Origin of the sequence: Stutzerimonas stutzeri, from assembly GCF_024448955.1 — a bacterium.
Lineage (GTDB): Bacteria > Pseudomonadota > Gammaproteobacteria > Pseudomonadales > Pseudomonadaceae > Stutzerimonas > Stutzerimonas stutzeri_AQ.
This window is the reverse complement of the sequence record NZ_JAMOIH010000001.1, coordinates 47,799-71,687: the sequence shown is the minus strand read 5'-3', so window position 1 is coordinate 71,687 and position 23,889 is coordinate 47,799. Positions and strand designations below refer to the sequence as shown.

Annotated in this window: 17 protein-coding genes; 9 read left to right on the top strand and 8 right to left on the bottom strand. The window is 63.0% G+C overall.

Annotation, left to right across the window (positions count from 1 at the left end; translation table 11 throughout):
* Window positions 1-98 precede the first annotated feature (98 nt).
* A complete protein-coding gene (locus NA645_RS00310) occupies window positions 99-1,085 on the top strand; it encodes a lipid A deacylase LpxR family protein (protein WP_256046961.1) in 987 nt (328 codons plus the stop codon).
* Window positions 1,086-1,289: 204 nt separating this feature from the next.
* Here NA645_RS00310 and NA645_RS00305 read toward each other — a convergent pair whose 3' ends face one another.
* The 3 genes from NA645_RS00305 to NA645_RS00295 form a co-directional block, all read right to left on the bottom strand.
* Entirely contained in the window at window positions 1,290-1,634 is a 345-nt protein-coding gene (locus tag NA645_RS00305) for a YdbL family protein (protein WP_131650323.1), read from the bottom strand.
* An 8-nt stretch (window positions 1,635-1,642) separates the two neighbouring features.
* Window positions 1,643-1,834 carry a YnbE family lipoprotein gene (locus tag NA645_RS00300; RefSeq protein WP_131650324.1) on the bottom strand — a complete coding sequence of 64 codons (192 nt, stop codon included), beginning with the start codon at window positions 1,832-1,834 and terminating at the stop codon, window positions 1,643-1,645.
* A 69-nt stretch (window positions 1,835-1,903) separates the two neighbouring features.
* Complete coding sequence (locus tag NA645_RS00295; RefSeq protein WP_256046959.1) at window positions 1,904-4,477, bottom strand: YdbH domain-containing protein; 2,574 nt, start codon at window positions 4,475-4,477, stop codon at window positions 1,904-1,906.
* Window positions 4,478-5,035: 558 nt separating this feature from the next.
* Between NA645_RS00295 and NA645_RS00290 the strand changes: the two genes are divergently transcribed.
* Both NA645_RS00290 and rmuC read left to right on the top strand, forming a co-directional pair.
* The gene (locus NA645_RS00290) at window positions 5,036-5,389 is read left to right on the top strand and encodes a tetratricopeptide repeat protein (RefSeq protein ID WP_256047268.1); all 354 of its coding nucleotides are present in this window, start codon (window positions 5,036-5,038) and stop codon (window positions 5,387-5,389) included.
* 60 nt (window positions 5,390-5,449) lie between these two features.
* Window positions 5,450-6,922, top strand: coding sequence for a DNA recombination protein RmuC (gene rmuC, locus NA645_RS00285; RefSeq protein WP_256046957.1), 1,473 nt, complete (start codon window positions 5,450-5,452; stop codon window positions 6,920-6,922).
* A gap of 104 nt (window positions 6,923-7,026) precedes the next feature.
* On the opposite strand, the gene NA645_RS00280 is transcribed toward rmuC, so the two are convergent.
* Complete coding sequence (locus NA645_RS00280) at window positions 7,027-10,497, bottom strand: hybrid sensor histidine kinase/response regulator (RefSeq protein ID WP_256046955.1); 3,471 nt, start codon at window positions 10,495-10,497, stop codon at window positions 7,027-7,029.
* Window positions 10,498-10,988: 491 nt separating this feature from the next.
* Between NA645_RS00280 and NA645_RS00275 the strand changes: the two genes are divergently transcribed.
* From NA645_RS00275 to NA645_RS00260, 4 genes are all read left to right on the top strand, one after another.
* Complete coding sequence (locus tag NA645_RS00275) at window positions 10,989-11,558, top strand: GNAT family N-acetyltransferase (protein WP_256046954.1); 570 nt, start codon at window positions 10,989-10,991, stop codon at window positions 11,556-11,558.
* Window positions 11,559-11,950: 392 nt separating this feature from the next.
* Window positions 11,951-12,694 (top strand): AzlC family ABC transporter permease, encoded by a 744-nt coding sequence (locus tag NA645_RS00270; protein ID WP_256046952.1) that lies wholly within the window; start codon window positions 11,951-11,953, stop codon window positions 12,692-12,694.
* Entirely contained in the window at window positions 12,676-13,002 is a 327-nt protein-coding gene (locus NA645_RS00265) for an AzlD domain-containing protein (RefSeq protein ID WP_256046951.1), read from the top strand. Before NA645_RS00270 ends, NA645_RS00265 begins: the two co-directional genes overlap by 19 nt.
* 49 nt (window positions 13,003-13,051) lie before the next feature.
* Window positions 13,052-14,383 carry an MFS transporter gene (locus NA645_RS00260; RefSeq protein WP_256046950.1) on the top strand — a complete coding sequence of 444 codons (1,332 nt, stop codon included), beginning with the start codon at window positions 13,052-13,054 and terminating at the stop codon, window positions 14,381-14,383.
* Window positions 14,384-14,385: 2 nt separating this feature from the next.
* Here the strand turns inward: NA645_RS00260 and malE are convergent, their stop codons facing one another.
* The 3 genes from malE to NA645_RS00245 all read right to left on the bottom strand — a co-directional run bounded on the left by malE (window position 14,386) and on the right by NA645_RS00245 (window position 18,200).
* Window positions 14,386-15,633 carry a maltose/maltodextrin ABC transporter substrate-binding protein MalE gene (gene malE, locus NA645_RS00255; protein WP_256046948.1) on the bottom strand — a complete coding sequence of 416 codons (1,248 nt, stop codon included), beginning with the start codon at window positions 15,631-15,633 and terminating at the stop codon, window positions 14,386-14,388.
* A gap of 177 nt (window positions 15,634-15,810) precedes the next feature.
* The gene (locus NA645_RS00250) at window positions 15,811-16,734 is read right to left on the bottom strand and encodes a MalM family protein (RefSeq protein ID WP_256046946.1); all 924 of its coding nucleotides are present in this window, start codon (window positions 16,732-16,734) and stop codon (window positions 15,811-15,813) included.
* A 176-nt stretch (window positions 16,735-16,910) separates the two neighbouring features.
* Window positions 16,911-18,200 (bottom strand): maltoporin, encoded by a 1,290-nt coding sequence (locus NA645_RS00245; protein WP_256046945.1) that lies wholly within the window; start codon window positions 18,198-18,200, stop codon window positions 16,911-16,913.
* 391 nt (window positions 18,201-18,591) lie between these two features.
* Between NA645_RS00245 and NA645_RS00240 the strand changes: the two genes are divergently transcribed.
* Window positions 18,592-20,271: a glucan 1,4-alpha-maltotetraohydrolase domain-containing protein gene (locus NA645_RS00240; protein ID WP_256046944.1), complete on the top strand. Its 1,680-nt coding sequence runs from the start codon at window positions 18,592-18,594 to the stop codon at window positions 20,269-20,271.
* 258 nt (window positions 20,272-20,529) lie between these two features.
* Window positions 20,530-22,560: a methyl-accepting chemotaxis protein gene (locus NA645_RS00235; RefSeq protein WP_256046942.1), complete on the top strand. Its 2,031-nt coding sequence runs from the start codon at window positions 20,530-20,532 to the stop codon at window positions 22,558-22,560.
* Window positions 22,561-22,751: 191 nt separating this feature from the next.
* On the opposite strand, the gene NA645_RS00230 is transcribed toward NA645_RS00235, so the two are convergent.
* Window positions 22,752-23,843, bottom strand: coding sequence for a hypothetical protein (locus tag NA645_RS00230; protein ID WP_256046941.1), 1,092 nt, complete (start codon window positions 23,841-23,843; stop codon window positions 22,752-22,754).
* Window positions 23,844-23,889 lie beyond the last annotated feature (46 nt).

The window sequence follows — 23,889 nt, the reverse complement described above, 5'->3', positions numbered from 1 at the left end:
CAGATGCGCGCTAAACGCGTCGGTGAACGTTTCGGTAAACGCCCGGCTCTAAAACATGCAGATACATTTCCTGTTGCATGTAACCAAGGAGCTGGGCCATGGCAAACCCGCATTTGCGTACTCGTATTTCCCTCGCCGTACTTGTCGCTTGTGTTCCTCTCGTCAGCCAGGCGGATCTGTATTCGCTGAAGATCGAGAACGACATCATCGCCACCGGTAGTGACGGTCATTACACCAACGGCTTCGAGCTGATGCGCTCGTTCAAGCCCGAGGCCGATCACTGGACGCGCGGGTTCGCTGGGTCCATGCCGGGTTGGGCGGCGGAGGAGGTCGATAACGTGGCCTATCGCTTTGGGCATCAGATCTACACGCCCAACGAGATCGAGCAAGCCGCGCTGATCGAGGACGATCGGCCCTATGCCGGCCTGTTGTTCGCCGGAATGTCGCTCTTTGCCGATACACAGCACGAGGGCTGGCGTGAAGCCAGTGGCTTGCACCTCGATGTCGGTGTGGTCGGGCCGGCTGCGGGCGGCAAGCGGATTCAGCGCTGGGTGCATGATGCGACCGACAGCGACGAGCCCAGGGGTTGGGACAATCAGTTGCGCAACGAGCCCTTCGTCAACCTCGGCTACCAGAAGCGCTGGTGGCTGCAGCAGCGTTTCGCCGGGCTGGAAATGGAATACGGGCCGAGCGCCGGCGTCGCGCTCGGCAATCTCTACACCTACGGTTCCGCCGGCCTGGGCGTTCGTATCGGTCAGGGCCTGGCGCGCAGTTTCAGTATCCCGGCGGTGGCGCCCGCGCAGAGTGGCAGCATGTTCTTCGATCAGGGCGGCGGGTTCGCCTGGAGTCTTTTCGCCAACCTCGAAGGACGCTACATGGCCCACAACATGCTGCTGGAGGGCAACACCTTCAAGAGCAGCCATTCGGTCGACAACCGCGAGTGGGTCGGTGATGCCAAGGCCGGCGTGGCGCTGACCTGGAACAGCTGGCAACTGGCATTCGCCAGTGTATGGCGGACCCGTGAGTTCAATGGCCAGGACGAGCACGATCAGTTCGGTTCACTGACGCTTTCTGCCTGGTTCTGAAGTGAAGCGGAGCGCGTTGCTGTACGGCCGAATTCATTCGGCCAATGCGCGGCCTGCCTGGCCAAGGCCGAACAAGTTCGGCCTTACGGTCATGTTTCGGTGGTCAATGCGGACGTTGCAACGTAGGGCCGAATTTATTCGCCCAGCGGGCGCCCTGCCTGGCCATGGCCGAACAAGTTCGGCCCTACGAACGGGGTAGACCGGTTATTTCTTCACCCAACTGCCGTTGAGCTGAATGATCTGTCCTGACGGCGTTTTCTCGATGGCCTTCTTGCCGGCAATCGCCTCGACATCGCTGACGGCAATGCCGTTCTTCTGCGCCAGACGGTGATATTCGGCGCGCCGTGCCTGGTTGATCTGGCTGGCGATATCTTCCGCCTGGCCACCGGACTGCACTACACCCAGATAGCCGTCGGGCTTCTCACCGAGCTGGCCGCTGGCCTTGGCCTGGCCGAGAGCGGCCATGGCTTCATTGAGGGTCATGGCGGCGGCGGGCAGGGCCAGGCACAGCGCCAGGAGCAGGGTGCCGAGTTTCAGATAGCTTTTCATAAGGCTCCTTAGAACAGGCCGCTGTCTTCGTTGATGATCGAGTCGAGCTGCTTGTCGACCTTGATGTAGATCTCGTGCTCGATTTTCACGTTGAGGTTGATGTTGATCGGCTCGTTGGGCACGGCTAATTCAACTCTCGGGGTGCAGGCGCTGGCGAGCAGGGCCAGCGCCAGAATGCTGATCGGATAGCGCAACCGCATGACGGTCTTCTCCTGTACATGGTGCCGATACAGTGCCTAACAGGTCATTAAAAAACCACCTGCGTTTCCTTAACGGTCTTTTCTGAGGCTCTCCTGCACCCGTTTTTGAATGGTCTCGCTGACGCGATCGGACAGTTGCAGGCTGGTCAGCAGGGCTGGAATGTTCTCTTCGAGGTTGATCGAAAGGTTGATGGGGCGACCGCCTTCCAACGCCGGATTGCGACCGTGCAGCTTGAGCCCCAGGTCGAGCGTACCGTCGGCGGCGTAGTGCACGTCGCTGGCGAGCAGGTCGTAGTGAAAGTCATCCAGGGCCTCGGTCACCAGACGCATCGCTGGGTTGGACTGGCCCAGCGCCTGGATTTTCGCGGAACGGAACCGCAGGACGCCGCCGGGCTCCCGCGCCTGTAGCGAGCCGCGTTCGATGCTCACGCCAGCCTCGCTGCGCTGCAGTTGCAATTCGCCATCGATTACGCCGGTGCCGGACAGGCCTTCGGCGGGGTAGGCCTCGAGCAATAACGGCAGTTGTAGACCACGCAGATGTGCGTTCAGCTGTTGCGTGCCGGCGTTCAGGTCCGCCTCGCCGGGGTCGAGCCAGAGCCGGCCGCCCAGCAATTGCACTTCGGCGGTGCTCCAGGCAAGGCGGCCCCGATCGAGGTGATCGATGTCGCCCGTATATTCGCCGCCGAACCGCAGCGGGCCGAAGGTGAAGCCGGGATTGACTTCCCGCAGGACTAGTTCGGGAATATCCAGGCGCAGCTGGTTTCGCCGCAACGCGAGCGAAAGATTCGCGTCCAACCCGCTCAATTCGGTGCGGTCGTAAATGCCGCCTAGCCCTTTGACGCTGAGCGTTGCGCTCGCCTCAGGAAGACCCTTGGCAGGCAGGTCGAGTTGACCCTGCCCCTGCAGCCTTCCAGTGCCCAGTTCCAGAACCTGCGGCCAGTCGGCGAGCGTGGCAGCCAGTGGGTTGCCCGCGCGCAGGAACAGCTCGGGAAGGCTCGCATTCAGCCGCGTCGCGCCGCTGGTCCAGTTGTGGTTGAGCGTCAGAGGGAGCGTGAGCCCGGCGTCGTTTTGCAGCGGGCCTTCGAGCGAAAGCTGTTCGCTTCCGGCAACGAGTTTGCCGCTCCATTGCCAGCCCATGGGACGCAGCGCCGGCTGCTGGAGCTCGGCGATCTTCAGGGCGGTCTGGCCGTTGATCGACAGTTCGTTCCACTGTTGGTTGTTGGAACTGACGGCGATAGCGAGACCGGATGGATCGAACTGCACCCTGTTCGCTACCAGATCGGTGCCACTGCTCAGACGAGCCAGCGAGATCTGCGACCCTTTTTCGAACTGGATGTTGGCGGCTTCCAGGGTGGCGCGGCCACGTAATCGCAGATCGGCTTCAAGGCCGGTCAAGGTCATTTCCCCCAATGAAAGCGCTCGGCCTTCAAGCGTCAGTCTGGTTTGCTCGAAGGACAGCGCATAGGGCGCGGCGGTTTCGAGCGCGATCAGGCTATCGAATGTGAGCGGCATGGCCCCGCTCGCGCTCAGGTGCATACGCAGCGGCAACGCAGAGGCCGATTCGGTGGCCGGCGCTGGCGTGATCTGCAGACTGATCGCGTCGGGTCGCAGCGGTGCCGGAAGGGCTTCGACCAGTGTGGTCGCCGGGCGCAGTTGCAGATCGGCGGTCAGTTCGGTAGGTAGCCAGATGCCACGGTTGGCTTCGGCGGTTGCATCCAATCGTCCCTGCAGTTGACCGATGCCGGGCACCGGCCAGGGTGCGGGCAGATGGCTCGACAGGCGCAGCTCGCCATCGAGCACACGCCATTCGCCCGTAAGGTCGTCGGTATCGATCCGCAGCGACCAGCCCGCGCCAATGCGCATCTGCTCCGGCAATTCGGGCAAAGCTGGCGGTGCGTGGGCCAGCCATTCGCCCAACCACTCCCGCAGCCAAGGCGCTTCCGGCAGCTCGCTCATGGCCAGCGTGCCGCGCCATTGTGTCGAGTCGGCCTCTGGCGTCAGCCGGTTTTGCATGGACAGACGCTGTTGGCCGTCCAGCTGCAATTGCAGATCGGCATGGGTGTCGGTGCCCTGTTCGTGGATGTCCAGCGTCAGTGCCAGCTGATGCGTGTCGTGATGCAGCTGCAGGTTCAGTGTGGCGGGTAGCATCTCGTCACCGGCGTGCTGCCAGCTCAGCTCGCCGTGCTCCTGACAGGTACCGCTGGCGCAGGGCAGGGTGGTGACGAGCGAAGCGATATGGCCGCTACGGGGCAACCAGGCCGCCCAGCGTTCCAGTTGCTGGCGGTTGGGCAGGGCGGTGGGTTCGCGCTCATCACTCGCGCTGGGCACCGGCTGCCACTGTACGTCGAGGTGATCGATGCGTAGCGACCGGAGCGGCAGTAGTCGCCACCAGTTCGCGATGCCGAGGCGCAAGTTATCGACCGTTACCGCGAACCGTTCGTCGGATGCGGTCTGCCTAACCAAGACAATTTGCCGCACGCGTAGCTGATCGGTCGACAGGCGCAACCCGTCGATGTCGAGCGTGACGATATCGAACTCGCGCTTGAGTTCTTGCCAGCGAAAGCCTCCGTAGACGGCGATGCCAAGAACCAGCAGAACCACTCCCGCGACCATCCAGCCCAGGACCTTGCGCCCCTTCGTCATGACTTATCCCGTTGTGATCGATGCCCAAGCATAAGCCGGTCATTGCGGGTATTGCGATGTGCTCCAACTGGCGACACCCGACGACCGGTCAGGCAGTACAAAGTTCCCCGTTAGCCGCTCGAACTTGCGCAAAAGCCGCTTGGGACGGGCTCTCGGCGGTTGCTGCCACAAACTTGTGCACATTCCGCGAGCGGGCTTGTCAAGCGCTTATGACAAACTGTCGCAAATCGTACGGGCGCATAGATCATTAATAACTTGCTGAAAAATAAGGAGATTTTCTACTGGTGAAAAAAACGCCAGTTTAACTGCAGCCCGCTAAACATAAGCGCTGGCGGAATTTGTAACCCGTTTGCTCACAGAGTTATCCACAGCTTTTGTGGATGAAATTTTTATGTGATCCGGATCGCCTTTCTGCAAATTTTGCAAGGCTTTAACTCTAGGAAAAAAGGAGTAGAGTGCGCGCCCTGTCCTCGAACCCCTTCGGTACCCATGAGAACGCGCTCCACCGCTTCGACGTCCGTCGATAGCCTATCAACGTCCCCGCGCTTGCCGTTGCGCATGGCGCTATGGCTGCTGGACAACCAGCATCTAGGACAAACCAAGAGTGTCAAACGAATCGCCGGTCGAATGCTCAAGCAGCCCGCGCGTGAGGGCGTGGTCGAAGCGCAGAGTCGGCTCGGGCGGCTGCTCTGCACCGACTGCAACAGCCAGCGCGATCGGCGCATCGGTTTCGAAATGCTGCGCCAGGCCGCCCGTGCCGGTGATTGCCAGGCGCAGCTGGAGCTGGGGCAACTGTATTGCCAGCCGCAGTACCGCGAGCTGAGCAAGGCCCGGCACTGGCTCGAGCAAGCTGCTGCGCAAGGTTCGGCTGAGGCTTCGAGCGCTCTGCAGCGCTTCCCCGCGAAGCGCTGACACAGGCGACCGGCATACGACGGCTGGCTATACTGCCCGGCAATTCAGCCGGAGCCGTTCATGCCTCTTGATCCCACTTATCTGTTCGTCGGGCTTGGTTCTCTTTGTGTGCTGTTGGCATCCGTGGCCGTCGCGTTGCAGCTTCGTCTTTCTCAGCGTCAGGCCGAACTCGCCTTGTTCGACGAGCGGCTGGCCCAGGCCACCATGGCGCAGGAAGGTCTGAGTGCGCAGCTCGAAACCAGCCGTCTGGCACATGCCGACCTCAGCGAGTCGCGCGCCGCGCTGCAGGCCGAACTCGCGGCGCTGCGCCGCGAAACCGAGTGGCTACAGACACAGCGCCTGGAATCCCGCGATGCGCTCAATGATCTGGAAGACGAGCGCGATGCGCAGCAATCCGAGCTGCGAGCCCTGAGCGCCGCTCATGCCGCCGTCACCGCGGAACTCAACGAACAGCAGAAGACCCACGAGCAGCGCCTGATCGATCTGCAGAGTGCTCGCGACGAGTTGCGCGCGCAGTTCGCCGAGCTGGCCGGGAAAATCTTCGAGGAACGCGAGCAGCGCTTTGCCGAGGCCAGCCACGAGCGGCTCGGGCAATTACTCGACCCTTTGAAGGAACGCATTCAATCATTCGAGAAACGTGTCGAGGAAAGCTACCAGAGCGAGGCGCGCGAACGCTTCTCCCTGGCCAAGGAGCTGGAGCGGTTGCAGCAGCTCAATCAACGTCTGGGCGACGAGGCGACCAACCTGACCCGCGCGCTGCAGGGGCAGAAGACTCAAGGCAACTGGGGCGAGCTGATTCTCGAGCGCGTGCTGGAACACGCCGGGCTGGAGAAGGGGCGTGAATACCACACGCAGGTCAGCCTGAAGAGCGCCGACGGCGAGCGCTTCCAGCCCGACGTGCTGATTCAGTTGCCGGGCGACAAGAAGGTGGTCGTGGATGCCAAGGTCAGCCTCACCGCTTATCAGGCGCTGACCTGTGCCGAGGACGAAGGCAGCCGCGCGCTGGCGCTCAAGCAGCACGTACTGTCGCTGCGCAGTCACCTGAAAGGGTTGTCGTTGAAGGATTACCAGCGGCTCGAAGGGCTGCAGAGTCTGGATTTCGTGCTGCTCTTCGTTCCGATCGAGGCGGCATTCGCCGCGGCGTTGCAGGGCGATCCCGAGCTGTTCCAAGAGGCTTACAGCAAGCACATCGTGATCGTCAGCCCGACTACTCTGCTTGCCACATTGCGGGTGATCGACAGCCTCTGGCGGCAGGAGCGGCAAAGCCAGAACGCCCGTGAGATCGCCGAGCGGGCCGGTGCGCTTTACGACAAGTTCGCAGCCTTCATTCAGGACCTGGACGAGATCGGCACGCGTCTGCAGCAATTGGACAAGGCTTTTATCGGCGCGCGCAACAAGCTCACCGATGGGCGTGGCAATCTGGTTGGCCGTGCCGAACAGCTGAAACTTCTGGGTGCGCGTGCGAGCAAGCGACTACCGGCCGATTGGCTCGAACGTGCCGGGGCCGAAACACCACTGGAAGCTGAGGAATAGCGGAGCTCGCCACCTCAGGCCGGACACAGCAGGCTTGGCCCCGGTGACTTCCTGCATGAGTTATCGCAATCGCTCAAGTCCAGCCGTCACGCTTTATTCTGGCCTCAATGCAAAGGCACGTGTCGGCTCATCAGTGCTCGCAGTGCGGCCGGCTTGACCGGCTTGGCAAGGAAGTCCAGCCCTGCCGCGTGAACCGCCGCGATCAGCTCTGGGCGTCCGTCGGCACTGATCACCACACCGGGCACTGGCTCGCCGAGGCGGGCACGCAGCCAGGCCATGACGTCCAGGCCGGTTTCGCCGTGGTCAAGGTGATAATCCACCAGCACCAGCTGAGGCCGGATATCGTCCTTCAGCAACGCCTCGGACTCGGTTCGGTTGCTGGCGGTCCATACCTGGCACCCCCAGCGTGAAAGCAGGCTTTGCATGCCAACCAGGATGCTGTCTTCGTTATCGATGCACAGCACCTGGATGCCGGTCAGTGCGGTCTGCTGTACTTCGGACTTGCCGTTGACCTTGGTCTGGCGGACTACGTTATTGGCGATCGGAACCGTCACGCTGAACACGCTGCCCTTGCCTGGCCAGGAGCGTACCGACAGCGGATGGTTCAGGACCTGGCAGAAACCGTCCGCAATCGCCAGGCCCAGCCCCAGGCCTTTTTCGGCGCGGGTCTGATGACTATCCAGGCGTTTGAATTCCTCGAAGATCACTTGCAGTTTGTCCTCGGAAATTCCCGGCCCGCGGTCCCAGACTTCCAGGCGCAGGGACTCGCCCTGCCGCCGCACGCCCAGCACTACGCGACCCTTGGCGTAGCGGAAGGCATTGGTTAGGAAGTTCTGCAGCACACGGCGCAACAGGCGTATGTCGCTGTCGACCCGTAGCCGGCTGCCATACACCTTGAAATCGACCGCCTGTTCGGCGGCCAGCATGGTGAACTCGGTACCCAGCGTGTCGAACAGCGTGGCCAGCGGGAATGGGTGGCGATCGGGCGTGATGCGTCCGTTTTCCAGGCGCGAAATATCCAGTAGATCCGAGATCAGGTCTTCAGCCGAGCGCAGCGAGCTGTCCAGATGGCGCACCAGATCCTGCGCTTCGCGGGGCAGGGCGTCGTGCTGGTGTGACAAGGCGGCGGAGAACAGCCGCGCGGCATTCAGCGGTTGCATCAGGTCATGGCTGACCGCGGCGAGAAAGCGTGTCTTCGACTGATTGGCCGCTTCGGCCGTGCTCTTGGCTGCGGTCAGCGCCTTGTTCAGCTTCGACAGTTCCTGGGTTCGCTCGATGACCCGTTGCTCCAGGCCTTCGTTGGCGTCCTTCAAGCCGCGTTCGGCTTCGCGGAAGGCGGTGATGTCACTGAAGCTCATGACGAAGCCGCCGCCGGGCATCGGGTTGCCGATCAGCTCGACCACTCGGCCGTTGGGGAACATCCGTTCGGAGGTGTGCGCGCGACCCTGGCGCATCCAGTACAGCCGCTTGGCCACGTGGGTGTCCGCGTCGCCAGGGCCGCAGAGGCCGCGCTCGGCGTTGTAGCGGATGATGTCAGCGATCGGTCGGCCAATGTAAACCAGCCCGTCCGGGTATTCGAAAATCTCCAGGTAGCGATGATTCCAGGCCACCAGTCGCAGCGACTGGTCGACCACGCTGATCCCTTGGGTGATGTTTTCGATCGCGCCCTGCAGCAGCGCGCGGTTGAACTGCAGCACCTCCGAGGCCTCGCCGACGATGCGCACCACGTCATCGACCTGCATGTCACGGCCCTCCAGCGCGGCCTTGACCACCGCGCGGGTCGAGGACGCACCGAGGACACCGGCGAGCAGCCGCTCGGTGTGGGCGATCCACTGGCCGTCGGCCTGTTGCCTGGGTGAAAAATCATGGCCATGACGGCGGGCGAAGCGCTGGAAGCTGAGCTCCGCGCGTTCGGCACCGACGAAGCGCGAAGCCAGCGAGAGCAGGTCTTCAACCTGCACGGCCAGCAGTCGGCGCGTGCTGGCGGTCGGGTGGATCTCCTGGCCGATGAAGCGGCTGGCCTGCCAGTGCTCGGCCACACGGGTTTGTGACAGGATCGAGACCCAGAAAAACAGCGTCGCATTGCCCACCAAAGACAGCGTCACGCCGAGCGTCAGCGCGCTGGCGCCGAACGGCAGCTCGGCGGTGTACATCCATTGCAGGCCGGGAAACATCTCCAGCGGCCAGCCGAGCAGCGGCAGAATCAGCGTGTAGACCCAGATCACCGCGCCTGCAGTGAGGCCGGCAAACACGCCGCGCCGGTTGGCCTGCTTCCAGTACAGCGCACCGACCATCGCCGGCGCCAATTGGGTCAGCGCGGCAAAGGCGATCTGGCCGATGGTCGCCAGACTGGCGCTGGAGCCGAGCAGGCGGTAGCTGACATAGGCCAGCAGCAGGATGGCAACGATGCTGATGCGGCGCACCGACAGCATCCAGTGCCGGAACACCTCGAAGGGCTGCTCGGCTTCCTTACGGCGCAACAGCCACGGCAGCAGCATGTCGTTGGACACCATGGTCGACAACGCCACGCTGGCGACGATGACCATGCCGGTCGCGGCCGAGGCGCCACCGATAAAGGCCAGCATCGCCAGCGCTGGGTGAGCTTCGGCCAACGGCAGGCTGATCACGAAGGAGTCGGGGCTGATTCCGCTCGGCAGAAGAAGTTGTCCGGCCAGTGCGATTGGAATGACGAACAGGGCGGCCAGCACCAGATACAGCGGAAAGACCCAGCGCGCCAGGCGGAAGTCGCGCGGCTCGATGTTCTCCACCACCGTCACGTGGAATTGTCGCGGCAGGCAGACGATGGCCATCAGCGCCACGGTGGTCTGTACCAGCATGGCCGGCCAGTTGACAGTTTCTTCCCAGAAGCCGGTCAGTTCTTTGGAAGCGTAAGCCTGATTGAATAGGTCGCCGAAACCGTCATACAGACCGAAGGTGACGAAGGCGCCTACGGCCATGAACGCGAGCAGCTTGACCAGGGACTCGAAAGCGATCGCCAGTACCATGCCGCGATGGTGCTCGGTGACATCCAGGTTGCGCGTGCCGAACAGCACCGTGAACAGCGCCAGCACCACGGATACGATCAATGCCGTGTCCTGCGTGCCGGAGCCAGCGACGGCCTCGCTGTGCTTGCCGATCAGCAGGTTCACACCGAGCACGATGCCTTTGAGCTGCAGGGCGATGTAGGGCAGCACTCCCACCAGGCAAATCAGCGTCACCACCACCGCCAATGTCTGCGATTTGCCGTAACGCGCGGCGATGAAGTCGGCGATGGAGGTGATGTTCTCCTGCTTGCTGATCATGATCATCTTCTGGATCACCTGGGGCGCCAGCAGCATCAGCAAGATGGGTCCGAGGTAGATCGGCAGGAATGACCAGAGCTGCTCGGCTGCCTGGCCAACGGCGCCGAAGAAGGTCCAACTGGTGCAGTAGACGGCCAGCGACAGGCTATAGACCCAGGCGCGTACACGCGGTGACATATGCGCGCGGTTTCGATCGCCATAGAACGCGATAGCAAACAGCACGGCCATATAGGTAAAGGCGACCAGCGCGATCAACCCACCGGACAATGACATGCAAACTCCAGACAGCAAATAAGTAGCAGGCTCCAGCCCGGCCGGTCGTCATGCCGAGCCGGGCTGCGCTTAGACGATAGCCGGTATAGCAGTACATTCGCACCGGCTGACCAAGGTCAGCCGGTGCGATGTGACTGTTTCAGGACCGGAATTACCGCTCGGGTGACAGCTCATGCTCGGCAAGTCTTGGATAACCGAAGGCTGCCGCTTGGTGATAGATGAATGTGTAAAGTTTCGCAGTAAAAGCGATCGGCGTGTGGCGGCTGCGACCATCGTCGCATGAGGCTGGTCGTCGCGGGCGCAACGGGCGAAAGTACCGGACTAGACAAATGCTGGCTTGACTGCGGCTTACTGCTGTGGTGGCTGATTCGGTGTGTCGGCACGCGCGTCCGGGCTGGCTTGTCCCCGTTGTCAGCTGACGTGGATGGCCGCTGGGCACTTACCGCCTGCGCCGTGATCACAACAAGCGTCGCCCATATAGGAGAATCTCGATGTTCACGCCGCGTCCGGTCACTTTGCAGCGAGGCGCCTTGCGCCTGGACCCGCTCGCAGAGGCCGACATCCCGGCCCTGGTGGAGCTCGCCGAGCGTAACCGCGACGAGCTGATCTACCTCAACGGGCCGCTACGCCCGGACTGGTATCGCTTCGCGCTCAACGAACAGCGTGACGGTCGCGCGGTGGCGTTCACCCTGCGCATGGCTGAGCGCATCATTGGGACGACTCGCTTTGCCGATTTCAATCCGTCGCTGCCGGCTGGCGAACTCGGCTGGACCTGGCTGGACAAGGCCGAGCACGACACCGGCCTGAACACCTCGATCAAATACCTGCTGCTCAAGCACGCCTTCGAAGAGTGGCAACTGGTACGTCTGCAGCTGAAGACCGCCGCCAGCAACCTGCGCTCCCAACGCGCCATCGAGAAGCTCGGCGCCCAGCGTGAAGGCGTGCTGCGCAACCATCGCCGCCTCGCCGATGGCCGCCTGGACGACACGGTGCTCTACAGCATCACTGATCGAGAATGGCCGGCAGTCAGAAGTGCCCTGGAAGCGCGGGCGACTGGCTGATCAGCCGAAAACATGCTTCGGCTGATGCGCTCCACAGTGCTCTATAAGCGTTGTTTGCTGGTTGGGCCATAGATCACAACTTATTCTGCTGGTGCGTGAAGAGGTCGGTGCCACGGATCAACCCAGTAGCTCAGGGCAACTCCTGGACCCGCTTTTAGCTCCCTCTCCCCTCCGGGGAGAGGGCTGGGGTGAGGGAAAGCGGCTCCGGCCAGCTCATTAGCCTCGCGAGAAGCACGCGCGTCGCCGTCAGGCGCCGACATAAGGTAATGTCTGCCGTTTCCGCAGGCGGTTCGTCTCGCGGTCATCAGCCCGTCTTCAAAATCCACTACGCTGCGACCGCGATGGCGGCGCGTAGCTCGTTATCGTTTGCGGTGCACACCTAAGGAGCCTCGATGTCCCGCTCGCAAGAGTTCTGGCACGGTTGCCGCGATATTCTTCCGTTGATCGTCGGTGCGATCCCGTTTGGCATCATCTTCGGCACGCTCTCCATCGGTGCCGGACTTTCGACCTGGCAGACCATCGGCATGTCAGCGCTGGTGTTCGCCGGCTCCGCGCAGTTCATTGCGATCACCTTGATCACTGGCGGCGTCGGTGCGGCCGTGGTGTTGCTGACGACATTCGTGGTCAACCTGCGCCATGCCCTTTACAGCGCGGCACTGCAGCCGTTCGTGCGACACCTGTCGAGCCGCTGGCGAGTGCCGCTGGCCTTCTGGCTGACGGACGAAGCTTTTGCGGTCATTCAGCACCGCTATGCCAGCGACGACGCGTCGCCGCACAAGCACTGGTTCTTCCTCGGCGCGGCCTTGACCATGTACCTGAGCTGGCAACTGGCGACGCTGGCGGGCATCGCCTTTGGCCAGGCAGTGCCGAACGTGGCCAGCTGGGGGCTGGATTTCGCCATGATCGCGACCTTCGTCGGCATCGCTGTACCGATGATGCGCACCCGCCCGCAGGTGGCGTCGGCGCTGGTGGCCGCCGCCGTGGCACTGCTGACCTGGGAGCTGCCCTACAAGCTGGGCCTGATCGCCGCGGCGCTGGCCGGCATCGTCGTTGGCGTCTGGCTGGAGCAGCGAGCCGAACGGCGAGCCGAACGTCATGCACGAAAGGAGGCGAACCCATGCAAATCTGGTTGCTGATTCTGGGCATGCTGGCGATCACCTTCGTGATTCGATACAGCTTCTTCGCTTGGCCCGACCTGCGCTTCCCGCGCCTGGTAGAGCAGGGCTTGCATTACGTGCCGGTGGCCGTGCTGACCGCCATCGTGGTGCCGGCGATGCTGATGCCGGAGGGCGAATGGGCGCTGGAGTGGGACAACGCCTATCTGCTGGCCGGCTTGCTGGCGATTCTCATCGCCGCGATCAGCCGCAACCTGCTGGCCACCATCGGCGGCGGGCTGTTGAGTTTCTTCCTTCTGCGTTGGGCGTTCGGGCAGCTGCCGCTGTGAGCGTTGGGGTGGATCTCGTGCCGGGCGAGCGTAACCGCGGAGGTTTCCGATGAGCCAGCATTCCCAGTTCCGCCTGCTCGGCACACGGCGCTTCCTGCCGTTCTTCGTGACGCAGCTGCTTGGCGCGTTCAACGACAATCTGTTCAAGCAGGCGCTGGTGCTCGCCATTCTCTACAAGCTCGGCACCACGGCCGACGTCAGCTTGTTGGTGAATCTTTGTGCGCTGCTGTTCATCCTGCCGTTCTTCCTGTTCTCCGCGCTCGGCGGCCAGTTCGGTGAGAAGTATGAGAAGGCCTGGCTGATACGCCGAATCAAGTTCGCCGAAATTCTGATCATGCTGGTCGGCGCCGTGGGGATGTTGCTGGGCAATCTGCCGTTATTGCTCGTAGTGCTGTTCTGCATGGGCACGCAGTCGGCGCTGTTCGGGCCGGTTAAGTATTCGATCCTGCCGCAACAACTGCATAGCGATGAGTTGGTCGGTGGCAATGCCCTGGTTGAAATGGGCACCTTTCTGGCGATTCTCGGCGGCACCATCACCGCTGGCGTGCTGATGTCCGGTGGCGATTACGCCATGCGGGTGTCGGTTGCCGTGGTGGTGCTTGCCGTGATCGGTTATCTGGCCAGTCGGAAGATTCCGTTTTCGCTGGCGGCGCTGCCAAGCCTGCGCCTGGACTGGAACCTCTTGCGCCAGTCGCTGCGGATCATGCGCCTGGGGCTGGGTCAGCAGCGTTCGGTGTCGCGCGCGATGGTGGGAAATTCCTGGTTCTGGTTCCTCGGTGCGGTCTACCTGACGCAGATTCCTGCGTTCTCCCGCGACCTGTTGCAGGGCGACGAGGGCGTGGTGACGTTGATCCTGGCGGTGTTCTCAATTGGCATCGCGCTGGGCTCGATGCTCTGTGAACGGCTGTCCCGGCATCGAGTGGAGCTGGGGCTGGTGCCGCTGGGTTCGATCGGCCTGACGCTGTTCGGCGTGCTGCTCTGGTGGCACGCGACGGGCGTGCCGGCAGCCAGTGAAATCAGGGATTGGGCGACGCTTCTGGCCGAGCCGCGGGCCTGGTGGGTGTTGATCGATATCCTCGGCCTCGGCACTTTCGGCGGGTTCTATATCGTGCCGCTGTATGCCTTGATCCAGTCGCGCACCGCGCTGGAGGAGCGCTCACGCGTGGTGGCGGCAAACAACATCCTCAATGCGCTGTTCATGGTGATTTCAGCGATCTTCTCGATCCTGATTCTGACCGTGGCCGGGCTGTCGATACCGCAGCTGTTTCTTGCCGTGGCGCTGCTCAACGTGCTGGTCGCCGGGTGGATCTTCAGCTCGGTACCGGAATTTGCCGTGCGCTTTCGGCTCTGGCTGCTGGGTGAGCGCAATCCAGCGCCCTGAACTCAGGGCGCTGAGTCGCTCGTTTCGGCGATGGGGTAGAAGCGACGGCGCACGCTCTGCATCTGCGCGTGTTGGCTCAGGCGTCCGCTGATTTCTTCGAGCGTTGCCGGGATTGGCCGCTCGCCGAGCAGCATTGGCTTCAGGCGGCTTTCGAACAATGCCCAGAAGCGCTTCATTTCCGGTACGTCGGGCATGATTTCTCCGGCCGCGGCCGAACGGTAGGTGTGCGCGATCAAGGGATCATGCTGCAGCGTTTCCAGCAGCTCCAGATTGGCTACCGCGCCCAGCGGCTTGTCGGCATCGATGCTACGAAGCCCATCTGCGGTGGTCAGGTAATCGTCGAGAAATCGCTGTGCCTGCTTCTGGTTCGGGCTGTGCGCATTGACCGCGGCGGCGATGACACCCACGAAGGGTTTGCCGGGATGGTTGGCATCGATGCCCGGCACGTCGGCGGCACCGAAGCGGAGCCCCGCGGCGCGCAACTCATTCCACACCCAAGGGCCATTGATCATCATCCCCAGTTCGCCTGCCTTGAACGCATCCATCATCCGGCCATAACTGGCTTCCGGTGACAGCACGCCGAGTTCGAGCAATTGCTGAATCTGCCTGAAGCCCGCAATCGCCCCGGCCGTGGCGATGCCCGGATCGTCGAAGTCATACAGACCGTTGCGCTTGCGCAAACTGTAGCCGCCGCTGCCGGCGATGATCGGCCAGGAAAAGTAGAGGTTGGCGTAGTCCCATTCGATTGCGCGCTTGCCCTGGGCGCGCAACTGTCGGTCCAGTTCGATCACCTCGCCCCAGGTGCGCGGCGGCGTTGGCACCAGGTCACGGTTGTAGATCAGGCTGACCACCTCGGTGGACAGCGGGTAAGCGTAGATGCGCTTGGCGACGCTGACGGCTTCCCAGGCGAAGGCCGGTGTGCGCTGCAGTGCGGCGGGGCTCGGGGACAACGCGGCCAGATGCCCGGCATCGAGCCAGGAGCCGAAGCGGTCATGAGCGAAGATGACGATGTCCGGTCCTTTAGCCGTATTGGCCTGACGGTCGAAGCGAGCGGCCAGGTCGTCCGGCGTGGCGACTTCGACCCTGATGCCGGTGTCGGCCTGGAAACGCTCGCCGACCTCGGCGACGCCGTTGAAGCCCTTGTCCTGATTTACCCAGACCAGCAGCTTGTTGCGTTCGAACGCAAGCGCGTTCCCAGACAGGCAGAGCAGAAGAAGCGAAAGCGTCGTGGCATTGAACAAAGCGATCATGGATGCCTCCTTGCATGACGGCACGCGGCGGGCCGTGCGCAGTTGCGCATCGCCAATCCGCACCGGTCCATGCCGGACGGCAGGCCGGTCCGCGACGTCCTTGTTGCGACGAAAAGGGTGACGAGGGATAGGCCCAGGCAGACGCGGCGCGATACCGGCGACAGCCTGGCGACCGATTCACTTGATCTCGATGCGCTCGAGCAGATAAGCCTTGGCCTCTGGATCGCCGATTCGTGCGGCCTCGTCGGCCAGGCGCAGCGCGCGTTCCAGGTCCTTCGCCGCCAATGCCGCATCGATGCCCTGGCGGTAATAGGCCTGGGTTTCGGGCAGTACCGCGGGCGCGGGTACTGATGGCAAATCGTTGCCCATCTCGCGACCGATGCTGTAAGCCGGCACATAGGTGTTGGCCTGTTGGCCAGCGACCTTGTCTTCGATCAGCACCATCTTGATCACCCCGGTGGGCGCATGCTGCGCCACTGGATCGGGAAGGCTGGGCGGCTCGTTGCCCAGCGCCTTGGCGTAGGCCTTGGCCGGGTGTTCAAGAGTGGTTTGGCCTTGTGTCTGCTGCTCGCCGGTGAAGAGCACCAGGTAGTACTCGTTGCCGGGGTTGTTCAGGTACGTGCGGTCGATGCGCAGGCGGGCATCCAGGCTGTCGCCTTTCAGGCCGGATGCGGGAGCGTAGGTGAAGTCGTCGGCGTCGAGCAGGCGCGTGGGGCGCAAGCGGCTATCGAGCAGCATGACGCTGGGGGCCAGTACGGTTTTGCCGGCCTGACTGTAGAGGCGAATCTCGAAGGACTTGCTGTCCTTGGGCAGGGCGAAGGCACGGAAGAAGCTCTTGCCGCTGTCGAAGCGGTAGGCCGGGGCCGTGGCGTCCAGCGTCACGTCACCGGAAAAATTCACGGGGATCGGTTGAAAGGGCAGGTCTTCGATCGCGTCGCAGCAGATCGGCGCGCTCGCCAGCGCCTGGCGGGCGTCGGTCATGGATAGCTCCAGCGGGGCGGGCGTGTGCGCCAGGGCATCCACGCGGCGCATGGGATCGCTGCCGCAACCAGTGACCAGAACGACGGCAAGGCCAAGCAGGGGAAATCGCAGATTGCTCATGGTGATACTCCAGTCGCCAATCAAAAAAGACCCCGACCAGCCATGGTCGGGGTAAACACACCGTCGAAAAACGGTGGGAGCGGAAAGTGAGAAGCGTTGCCCAGAGCCGGCGAGCGCAGCGGGAGGAGAGAGACCGCCGCACGCCGCCGACACTTAGGCGATTACCACCAGACCAATTACCACCAAGCTTCGGCCTGGACCCCGAAGGTCAGGCCATCGTCGTCGCCCGCGTCGATGGATTCGCTGGCGGCCTGATAGCGACCGCCGTCCCACTGGGCGTAGGTGGCGAACACGCGGATCTGCGGACGTGCCCAGAAGCTGCGGCCTGCTGACCACTGCTGGGCGAGGGTGAGCTTCTTGAGATCGCGGCTGCGCTCGCCATCGGCCTGCGGGTCGACGCGGTCATAGCCGAATTCCAGCGCGGTGCTCATGGTGTCGTTCCACTTGTAGACCGGACGCACGCCGAAGGAGAGCCATTTCTGGCCGGAATCGTTGTCGAAGTCGCGGTCTTCATAGATCTGCACGTACATCATTTCGATGTTGTCGGTGATGCCGACTACGCCCTGGTTGACCAGGCGCAGCATGTCGCCATCACTGTTGCCGGTGCTGTTTCGACCGCTGCTGCCGATGATGCCGTCGGTGCCGTACTGAACCGCCAACTTGTTGTAGCCGCCAAACCAGCTGGCCTGGGTGTGTTCGAGGGTGACCAAGTGACCTTTCTGGTCGGTGTAGCCCGGGTCGCTCTCCTGCTCGTCGGTGAGGTTGGCCTTGCCGTAGTCATAGCCGATTTCGAGCTTGCCGTTGGGGTTGACATCGATCTCGGCCAGACGGAAGTCGAGTGTGTCGTTGGCGATGTTGGTGCCGGTGCCCGAACCCTGGTAGGTCCAGTCGCCGTCGGTGTTGCGGATCCAGGCGATGCTGGCCTTGGCGAAGCCCAGGTCGATGTCTTCGATACCGGCGCCGGGACCGGATACGTCCCAGTAGTAGTAATCGTTGATGTGTACGTCGTGGCGCTTGTAGTAGCGCTTGCCGGCCCAGATATCGGCGCCGGGCAGGCTCGCGATCAGGTTGTGGCCGACCACGTTGAACTGGCGAATGGCGACATCACCGCCTTCATCGAAGGGGTTGTTGGCACCGCCATTGGTGTCCGTGCGGGTCGCTTCCCAGTCGTTAGCCTGGCGCGAGTTGTAGGCGATCATGCTGTCGACGTAGAAGCTCTGCTCGCCTTCCTTCCAGACTTCCTGGCCCAGCCCGATTTCGGCATAGGTTTCGCACTCATTGCCGAGGCGATATTTGGCCGGCGCGCCGGCAGCCTGGAAGCACGCCTGATCGCCACCGCCTGCGGTGGCGCCGACACCGGAGCGCAGGTAGCCATGAAAATCCACCGCATGGCTCGGCATGGCCGCCAATATGGCGGCGCAGAGCAGGGTGGGTTGCAGAAGACGTTTGGATTGTTGCGGGTTCATCGCGAAAGTCCTTTGTTCTTGTTGTTGGGCAGTGCGGCGGCCAAGTACTGCCAGCCGTGGCGCCAACATCGCCCCGGTCGTATCCGGATCGGGCTGGCGGTGACGAAAGCCTGCGGATCGGCGACGTTCGCAACATCCTCCCGGTGGTTTTTTTTAGAGGCGGAGCGGCGGGGCGTAGCGGGGGATGAGGGGCGGCGGTGGGCACATCGGTGCGCATTACGCCTGGCCACTAAGCCTGGAAAAAAGCGCGGGGGGAGGTATGGCGATGCCGTCTGGCGCGGCAGTCTGGCCTGGCAGGTGGTGTTGGCAACGCCGTCTGCGCCCTGTCATCCGGGGAGCTGGTTCCCGTAGTCGGGTGCTCACGACAATTACAAAAAGTGGAGCTACTTCGATGAAACATTCTTTATATCCTGCCCGCCTGGCCCTGGCGGTTTCTTCTCTGCTGCTGACCCTGGGCACCGCTCAGGCAGCCGATCTGGCCGGCAAGAGCCCTGCTGGGGTCCGTTATCATGGCGGCGACGAAATCATCCTTCAGGGCTTTCACTGGAACGTCGTCCGCGAGTCGCCCAATGACTGGTACAACACCCTGCGCAGCATGGCACCGACGATTGCCGCTGACGGATTCAGCGCGATCTGGATGCCGGTGCCCTGGCGCGACTTCTCCAGCTGGAGCGATGGCGCCAAGTCCGGCGGCGGCGAAGGCTATTTCTGGCACGATTTCAACAAGAACGGCCGTTACGGCACCGACGCCCAGCTCAAGCAGGCCGCCGCCGCGCTGAACAATGCCCAGGTGAAGGTGCTTTACGACGCGGTGCCCAACCACATGAATCGCGGCTACCCGAACAAGGAAATCAACTTACCGGCCGGCCAGGGCTTCTGGCGCCACGACTGTAGCGATCCGGGCAACTACGCCAACGATTGCGACGACGGCGACCGCTTCATGGCCGGCGACTCGGACCTCAGTACGGCGCACCCGCAGGTCTACGGCATGTTCCGCGACGAGTTCGCCAACCTGCGCAATAACTACGGCGCCGGCGGCTTCCGCTTCGACTTCGTCCGTGGCTACGCCGGCGAGCGGGTCGACAGCTGGATGAGCGCGGCGCATGACAACGCTTTCTGCGTCGGTGAACTCTGGAAGGCGCCGGCCGAATACCCGAGCTGGGATTGGCGCAATACCGCCAGCTGGCAGCAGGTGATCAAGGACTGGTCCGATCGCGCCAAGTGCCCGGTGTTCGATTTCGCCCTGAAAGAACGCATGCAGAACGGCTCGATCGCCGACTGGAAGAACGGGCTCAACGGCAACCCGGACGCGCGCTGGCGCGAGGTGGCGGTGACCTTCGTCGACAACCATGACACCGGTTACTCGCCGGGGCAGAACGGCGGTCAGCACCATTGGGCGCTGCGTGACGATCTGGTCCGCCAGGCCTACGCCTATATCCTCTCCAGCCCCGGCACACCGGTGGTGTACTGGTCGCATATGTACGATTGGGGCCACGGCGATTTGATCCGCCAGCTGATCCAGACTCGCCGCGCTGCGGGTGTGCGCGCCGATTCCGCGATTCAGTTCCACAGTAGTTATTCCGGCCTGGTGGCGACCGTCAGTGGTACCGCTCAGACGTTGGTGATCGCCCTCGGATCGAATCTGGACAATCCCGCTCAGGTCAGCAGTGGCAGCTTCAACCAGGCGCTGAATCAGGACAACGGTCAGCTGCGCATCTGGACGACTGGCAGTACGGGCGGGGATGACGACAACGGCGGTGGCGACGATGGCAGCGTGGTCAGCGTTAACTTCCGCTGCGATAACGGCGTGACCCAGATGGGCGACAGCGTTTATGCCGTGGGTAATGTCAGCCAGCTCGGCAACTGGAGCCCGGCCAACGCGGTGCGCCTGACCGATACCAGCGCCTACCCTACCTGGAAAGGCACCATCGCCTTGCCGGCCGGGCAGACGGTGGAATGGAAATGCATCGTACGCAACGAGGCTGACGGCACCGTGGTACGTCAGTGGGAATCGGGCGGCAACAACAGCGTCCAGGTTGCCGCCGGGGCGAGCACTAGCGGCTCGTTCTGAGTCGGACATCATGGTGGGCTGAAGCCCACCCTACGGGATGGGATCGCACTGTAGGGTGGGCTTTAGCCCACCGATTCAGGCTCGACCGCACGGGTAGGCTGGGCCGGGCGGCGCTCCGCTTCAGCCCACCGAGGTAATTACGCCCACCCACTCCTCCCCGTCGATAACGCTCGGGGAGGATGTTCGAACAGGCAGCCCGGATAATCCTGACGCGACAACAAAAAGCCATCGCGTTTCGCTGTCGCGTCAGGAGCTCACATGTCCGCCCATCCCCGCTTTTCCGTCCTTCGGCTCGGTTTTCTGCCACGGCTGTATTTGCTGATCGCTGCGCTCGTGGCGTTGCTGATGCTCGTGGCCGGGACCAGTCTGGTCGCCGTCACCCGCCTGCAGGGCAATGCCGAACAGATCTCGACCACCGCTTCTCGCTTGCTGGTCAGTGAGAGCTTCTTCAGTACGCTGCAGAGCCTGACCCAGAACCTCTCCGATGCTCTCGCCGAAGACCGGCCGGAGCAGCTGGACGCCTTCGTCACGCGGCACCAGAAGCTACACGAAAGGACAGTGGAGCTGTTGGAGCAGCTCGACGGCCTGACGCCGGGGCATACCGACGCCAAACAGCGATTGAGCGACATGCTGCCGGAGCTCAATCGCCGTAGCCTGGCACTGATCGACGCGCATCGCGGCCTGCTCGAGCGTGTCGACCGCAATGCCGTGGCGCTGCGTGATCTGCAATTGCAGTTCTCGCGACTCAAGCAGGATCTGTTGCAGGCTCAGTTCGTCACTGGCGACGACCTGGCGGCCTATTCGATCAAGCAGTTCATCATCCCGTTTGAGCAGATCGAGGCCCTGTTATTCGACGCGATCGGCGCGGCCTCTACACAAAAGCTCGACGAAGCCCGAGCGAAGATCGCCGAACGCCTGCCCGACCTGCAGAAGAAGCTCGACAACGTGCTGATGGACCTCGCCCCGCATCAGGACAGCCGAACCGACTACGCGCACAGCTTCCGCCCGCCATTCGAGGATATTCAGCGACAGGTGGATACCGCTGGTTCGGGCGCGGTAGGTCAGTATTACGCCTGGCTCCGCGACAAGCAGGCCAACCGGCAGCAGAAGGCCCAGCTCAACGCCTTGCAGCGCCAGGCGCGGGACGACATCGGGACGCTTATCGCCAGTGCTCAAGAGGCCAGCAACGAGCAGTTAGCTCTGGCCGCCGAGACCTACCAGCATGGCGTCACCCGCCTGTTACTGATGGCGGGGCTGTCAATCGGGCTCGCACTGTTCATGGGACTGTGGCTGAGCCGTACCATGCGCGCTGCGCTCGGTGCCGTCACTGGCACCCTGCAGCATCTGGCTGCCGGAGACCTGCGCGGCCAGTGCGACTACCGTCGACCTGATGAATTCGGGCGTGTCAGCGAACACGTCAACCGGGTCGCCGGCAACATGCGCGACGCGCTGGCGCAGCTCGGGCGCAACGCCGACGAGCAGGACGAGATTGCCCGGCGTAATGCCACAGCGTGCGGCCAGGCACGCGCCGGGCTGGAGCAACAGCGCAGCAGTATCGGAACGCTGGTCGCCAGCCTGACCGAACTGGAAACCAGCTTCGGCGAGGTTGCCCAGCACGCCGGTGAGACGGCGGCACGGGTCGGCAGCGTCGAGGGACTGACCCGACAGGGCAGCCAGCTGATGGCCGAAACCCGCGAGAACACCGGGGCATTAGCGCAGCAACTCGAGGCGAGCGTCGCCGAGATCTCCAATGTCGAGGCCCTGAGCGAGCAGATCGGGCAAATCCTTGATGTCATCCGCGGGATCGCCGACCAGACCAATCTGCTGGCGCTCAACGCGGCCATCGAGGCGGCGCGTGCCGGTGAGCAGGGGCGTGGTTTCGCCGTGGTCGCCGATGAGGTGCGTGGCCTGGCCCAACGCACGGCGCAATCCACTGGTGAAATCCAGCAGCGCATCGAGAGCCTGACGCAAGGCATCGCATCGGCGGTGCAGTCGGTGGAGAAGAGCCGCGCGCAGATGCAGGGCAATCTTGACCAGGTCGGCGAGGCCGATCATTTGATGCAGGACATCCGCCGGCAGGTCGAGCGCATCGCAGTAATGTCGCGTGAGATCGATTCAGCCACCGGCCAGCAGCGCCTTGCGGCTGAGGAGGTTTCGCGCGGCATGCATGCGATCGACTCGGCGGCTGAGCAGAATATGGGAAGCGTCGTAGCGATTAGTGAAAGCAGCGACCGCCAGGCACGCATGTCCGCCGAACAGCAGGCGCTTTGCGCGCGTTATTACACGTGAGGGTCATCCGAACGTCGATCCATCGGGCGAACAAGTTCGCCCCTACAGGGTCAGCGCTGCGTAAGGGCTGCCAAGCGATGCAACACATCGTAGGGCCGAATTTATTCGGCCATCAGCCACGCCATCGGGCGAATATATTTACCCTTACGGGAATTGATCCCGCCCGTGCGCGCTTTCGATGTCTGCGTCCTCTAAGCGCGTGGTACCTGCCAGCCGATGGCTTGCGCTTCGGCGCGGTCAAGCTGATCCAGCAGTTCGTTGCGTCCTTCGGCCCGCTCGATCGCCAACGCTCCACAGGCGACAAGATCGAAGTAACGGGCGGCGGCGGTATCCCTGAGCCAGGCGAGCCGCTGCAGCGTGAGCGGTGTGCAGGTCTGGCCGTCGAGGTCATCGGCGAGATCGAGACGGTGCGAGCGCCAGGCTTCACGCAGATAAAGCGCCTCGGCCGAGCCGACGAGTGCCGTCTGCCAGGTGCGGATGATTTCGCCGATCCGATCCAGCACGACGGTATCCGCGCCTTGCCTCTTCAATTCGGCGTGCCAGCGTAGATAGCGGTCGAGCGCGATCGATTTCTCCAGGCGGAAGGCAGCCAGTGCGCGGTTGCCGCCGGCCTGTTCCTGTTCCAGAAGCCAGGCGAAGAACTGGCGTGTTTCGAACCGTTCGACCGGGTGGAACCCCGGCGCGGCGAGGCCGTCGCTGTTGAATTCGCGCAGCGGATCGAAGCGGTACATATAGCCGAAGTCGAACAGGCGGATCCGGCCATCGTCCAGCACATTGCCTGGACACAAATCCCATTCGAACAGGCCGTGCGAGGCGAGGGTGATGACGGTATCGAACAGGTCGCCCAGACGCGTTTCGTCCCACTCGGCGACCTGCTCGCCCTCGATCCAGGGAGATAACAGCACGCCACGGCGGAAGCTCGCATAACAGGTGTCGACGATTCCGCCCAGGCGTTCGGCCAGCTCGGGACGTGCCTTCAGCGCCTGAAGGTCGGCCCGTCGCTGCACCTCGTTGAGAAAGGAGGTCTGGCCGTCGGCGTTCTGTACCAGGCAACGCTCGCGGGCGCGTTTGAGCGTCCAGCTCTGGCCCTGCGCCTCGATCCGGTAGACATGCGCGGTGAGGCCGCCAGACAGTTCGCGGCTGACATAGGCTTCTCTGCCGTCGGTAACCGCCAGAATCGACGGTGGCAGCGGGCAATCTTCGGGCCTCCCGATTTCCAGCTCGGCACCGCTCGCGACGAAGGCCAGCTGCGCCTGCTGCCGGGTGTTCAAGGTTGCATTCATTTGAGCGCTTCCGGGTGTGACGCGTCGTATCGATATAGGGAGACGG

Bases quoted from the DNA above. Each gene is read 5' to 3' on its own strand.
- NA645_RS00310 (WP_256046961.1), top strand. From the start codon at position 99: ATGGCAAACCCGCATTTGCGTACTCGTATTTCCCTCGCCGTACTTGTC.
- NA645_RS00305 (WP_131650323.1), bottom strand. From the start codon at position 1,634: ATGAAAAGCTATCTGAAACTCGGCACCCTGCTCCTGGCGCTGTGCCTG.
- NA645_RS00300 (WP_131650324.1), bottom strand. From the start codon at position 1,834: ATGCGGTTGCGCTATCCGATCAGCATTCTGGCGCTGGCCCTGCTCGCC.
- NA645_RS00295 (WP_256046959.1), bottom strand. From the start codon at position 4,477: ATGACGAAGGGGCGCAAGGTCCTGGGCTGGATGGTCGCGGGAGTGGTT.
- NA645_RS00290 (WP_256047268.1), top strand. From the start codon at position 5,036: ATGGCGCTATGGCTGCTGGACAACCAGCATCTAGGACAAACCAAGAGT.
- rmuC (WP_256046957.1), top strand. From the start codon at position 5,450: ATGCCTCTTGATCCCACTTATCTGTTCGTCGGGCTTGGTTCTCTTTGT.
- NA645_RS00280 (WP_256046955.1), bottom strand. From the start codon at position 10,497: ATGTCATTGTCCGGTGGGTTGATCGCGCTGGTCGCCTTTACCTATATG.
- NA645_RS00275 (WP_256046954.1), top strand. From the start codon at position 10,989: ATGTTCACGCCGCGTCCGGTCACTTTGCAGCGAGGCGCCTTGCGCCTG.
- NA645_RS00270 (WP_256046952.1), top strand. From the start codon at position 11,951: ATGTCCCGCTCGCAAGAGTTCTGGCACGGTTGCCGCGATATTCTTCCG.
- NA645_RS00265 (WP_256046951.1), top strand. From the start codon at position 12,676: ATGCAAATCTGGTTGCTGATTCTGGGCATGCTGGCGATCACCTTCGTG.
- NA645_RS00260 (WP_256046950.1), top strand. From the start codon at position 13,052: ATGAGCCAGCATTCCCAGTTCCGCCTGCTCGGCACACGGCGCTTCCTG.
- malE (WP_256046948.1), bottom strand. From the start codon at position 15,633: ATGATCGCTTTGTTCAATGCCACGACGCTTTCGCTTCTTCTGCTCTGC.
- NA645_RS00250 (WP_256046946.1), bottom strand. From the start codon at position 16,734: ATGAGCAATCTGCGATTTCCCCTGCTTGGCCTTGCCGTCGTTCTGGTC.
- NA645_RS00245 (WP_256046945.1), bottom strand. From the start codon at position 18,200: ATGAACCCGCAACAATCCAAACGTCTTCTGCAACCCACCCTGCTCTGC.
- NA645_RS00240 (WP_256046944.1), top strand. From the start codon at position 18,592: ATGAAACATTCTTTATATCCTGCCCGCCTGGCCCTGGCGGTTTCTTCT.
- NA645_RS00235 (WP_256046942.1), top strand. From the start codon at position 20,530: ATGTCCGCCCATCCCCGCTTTTCCGTCCTTCGGCTCGGTTTTCTGCCA.
- NA645_RS00230 (WP_256046941.1), bottom strand. From the start codon at position 23,843: ATGAATGCAACCTTGAACACCCGGCAGCAGGCGCAGCTGGCCTTCGTC.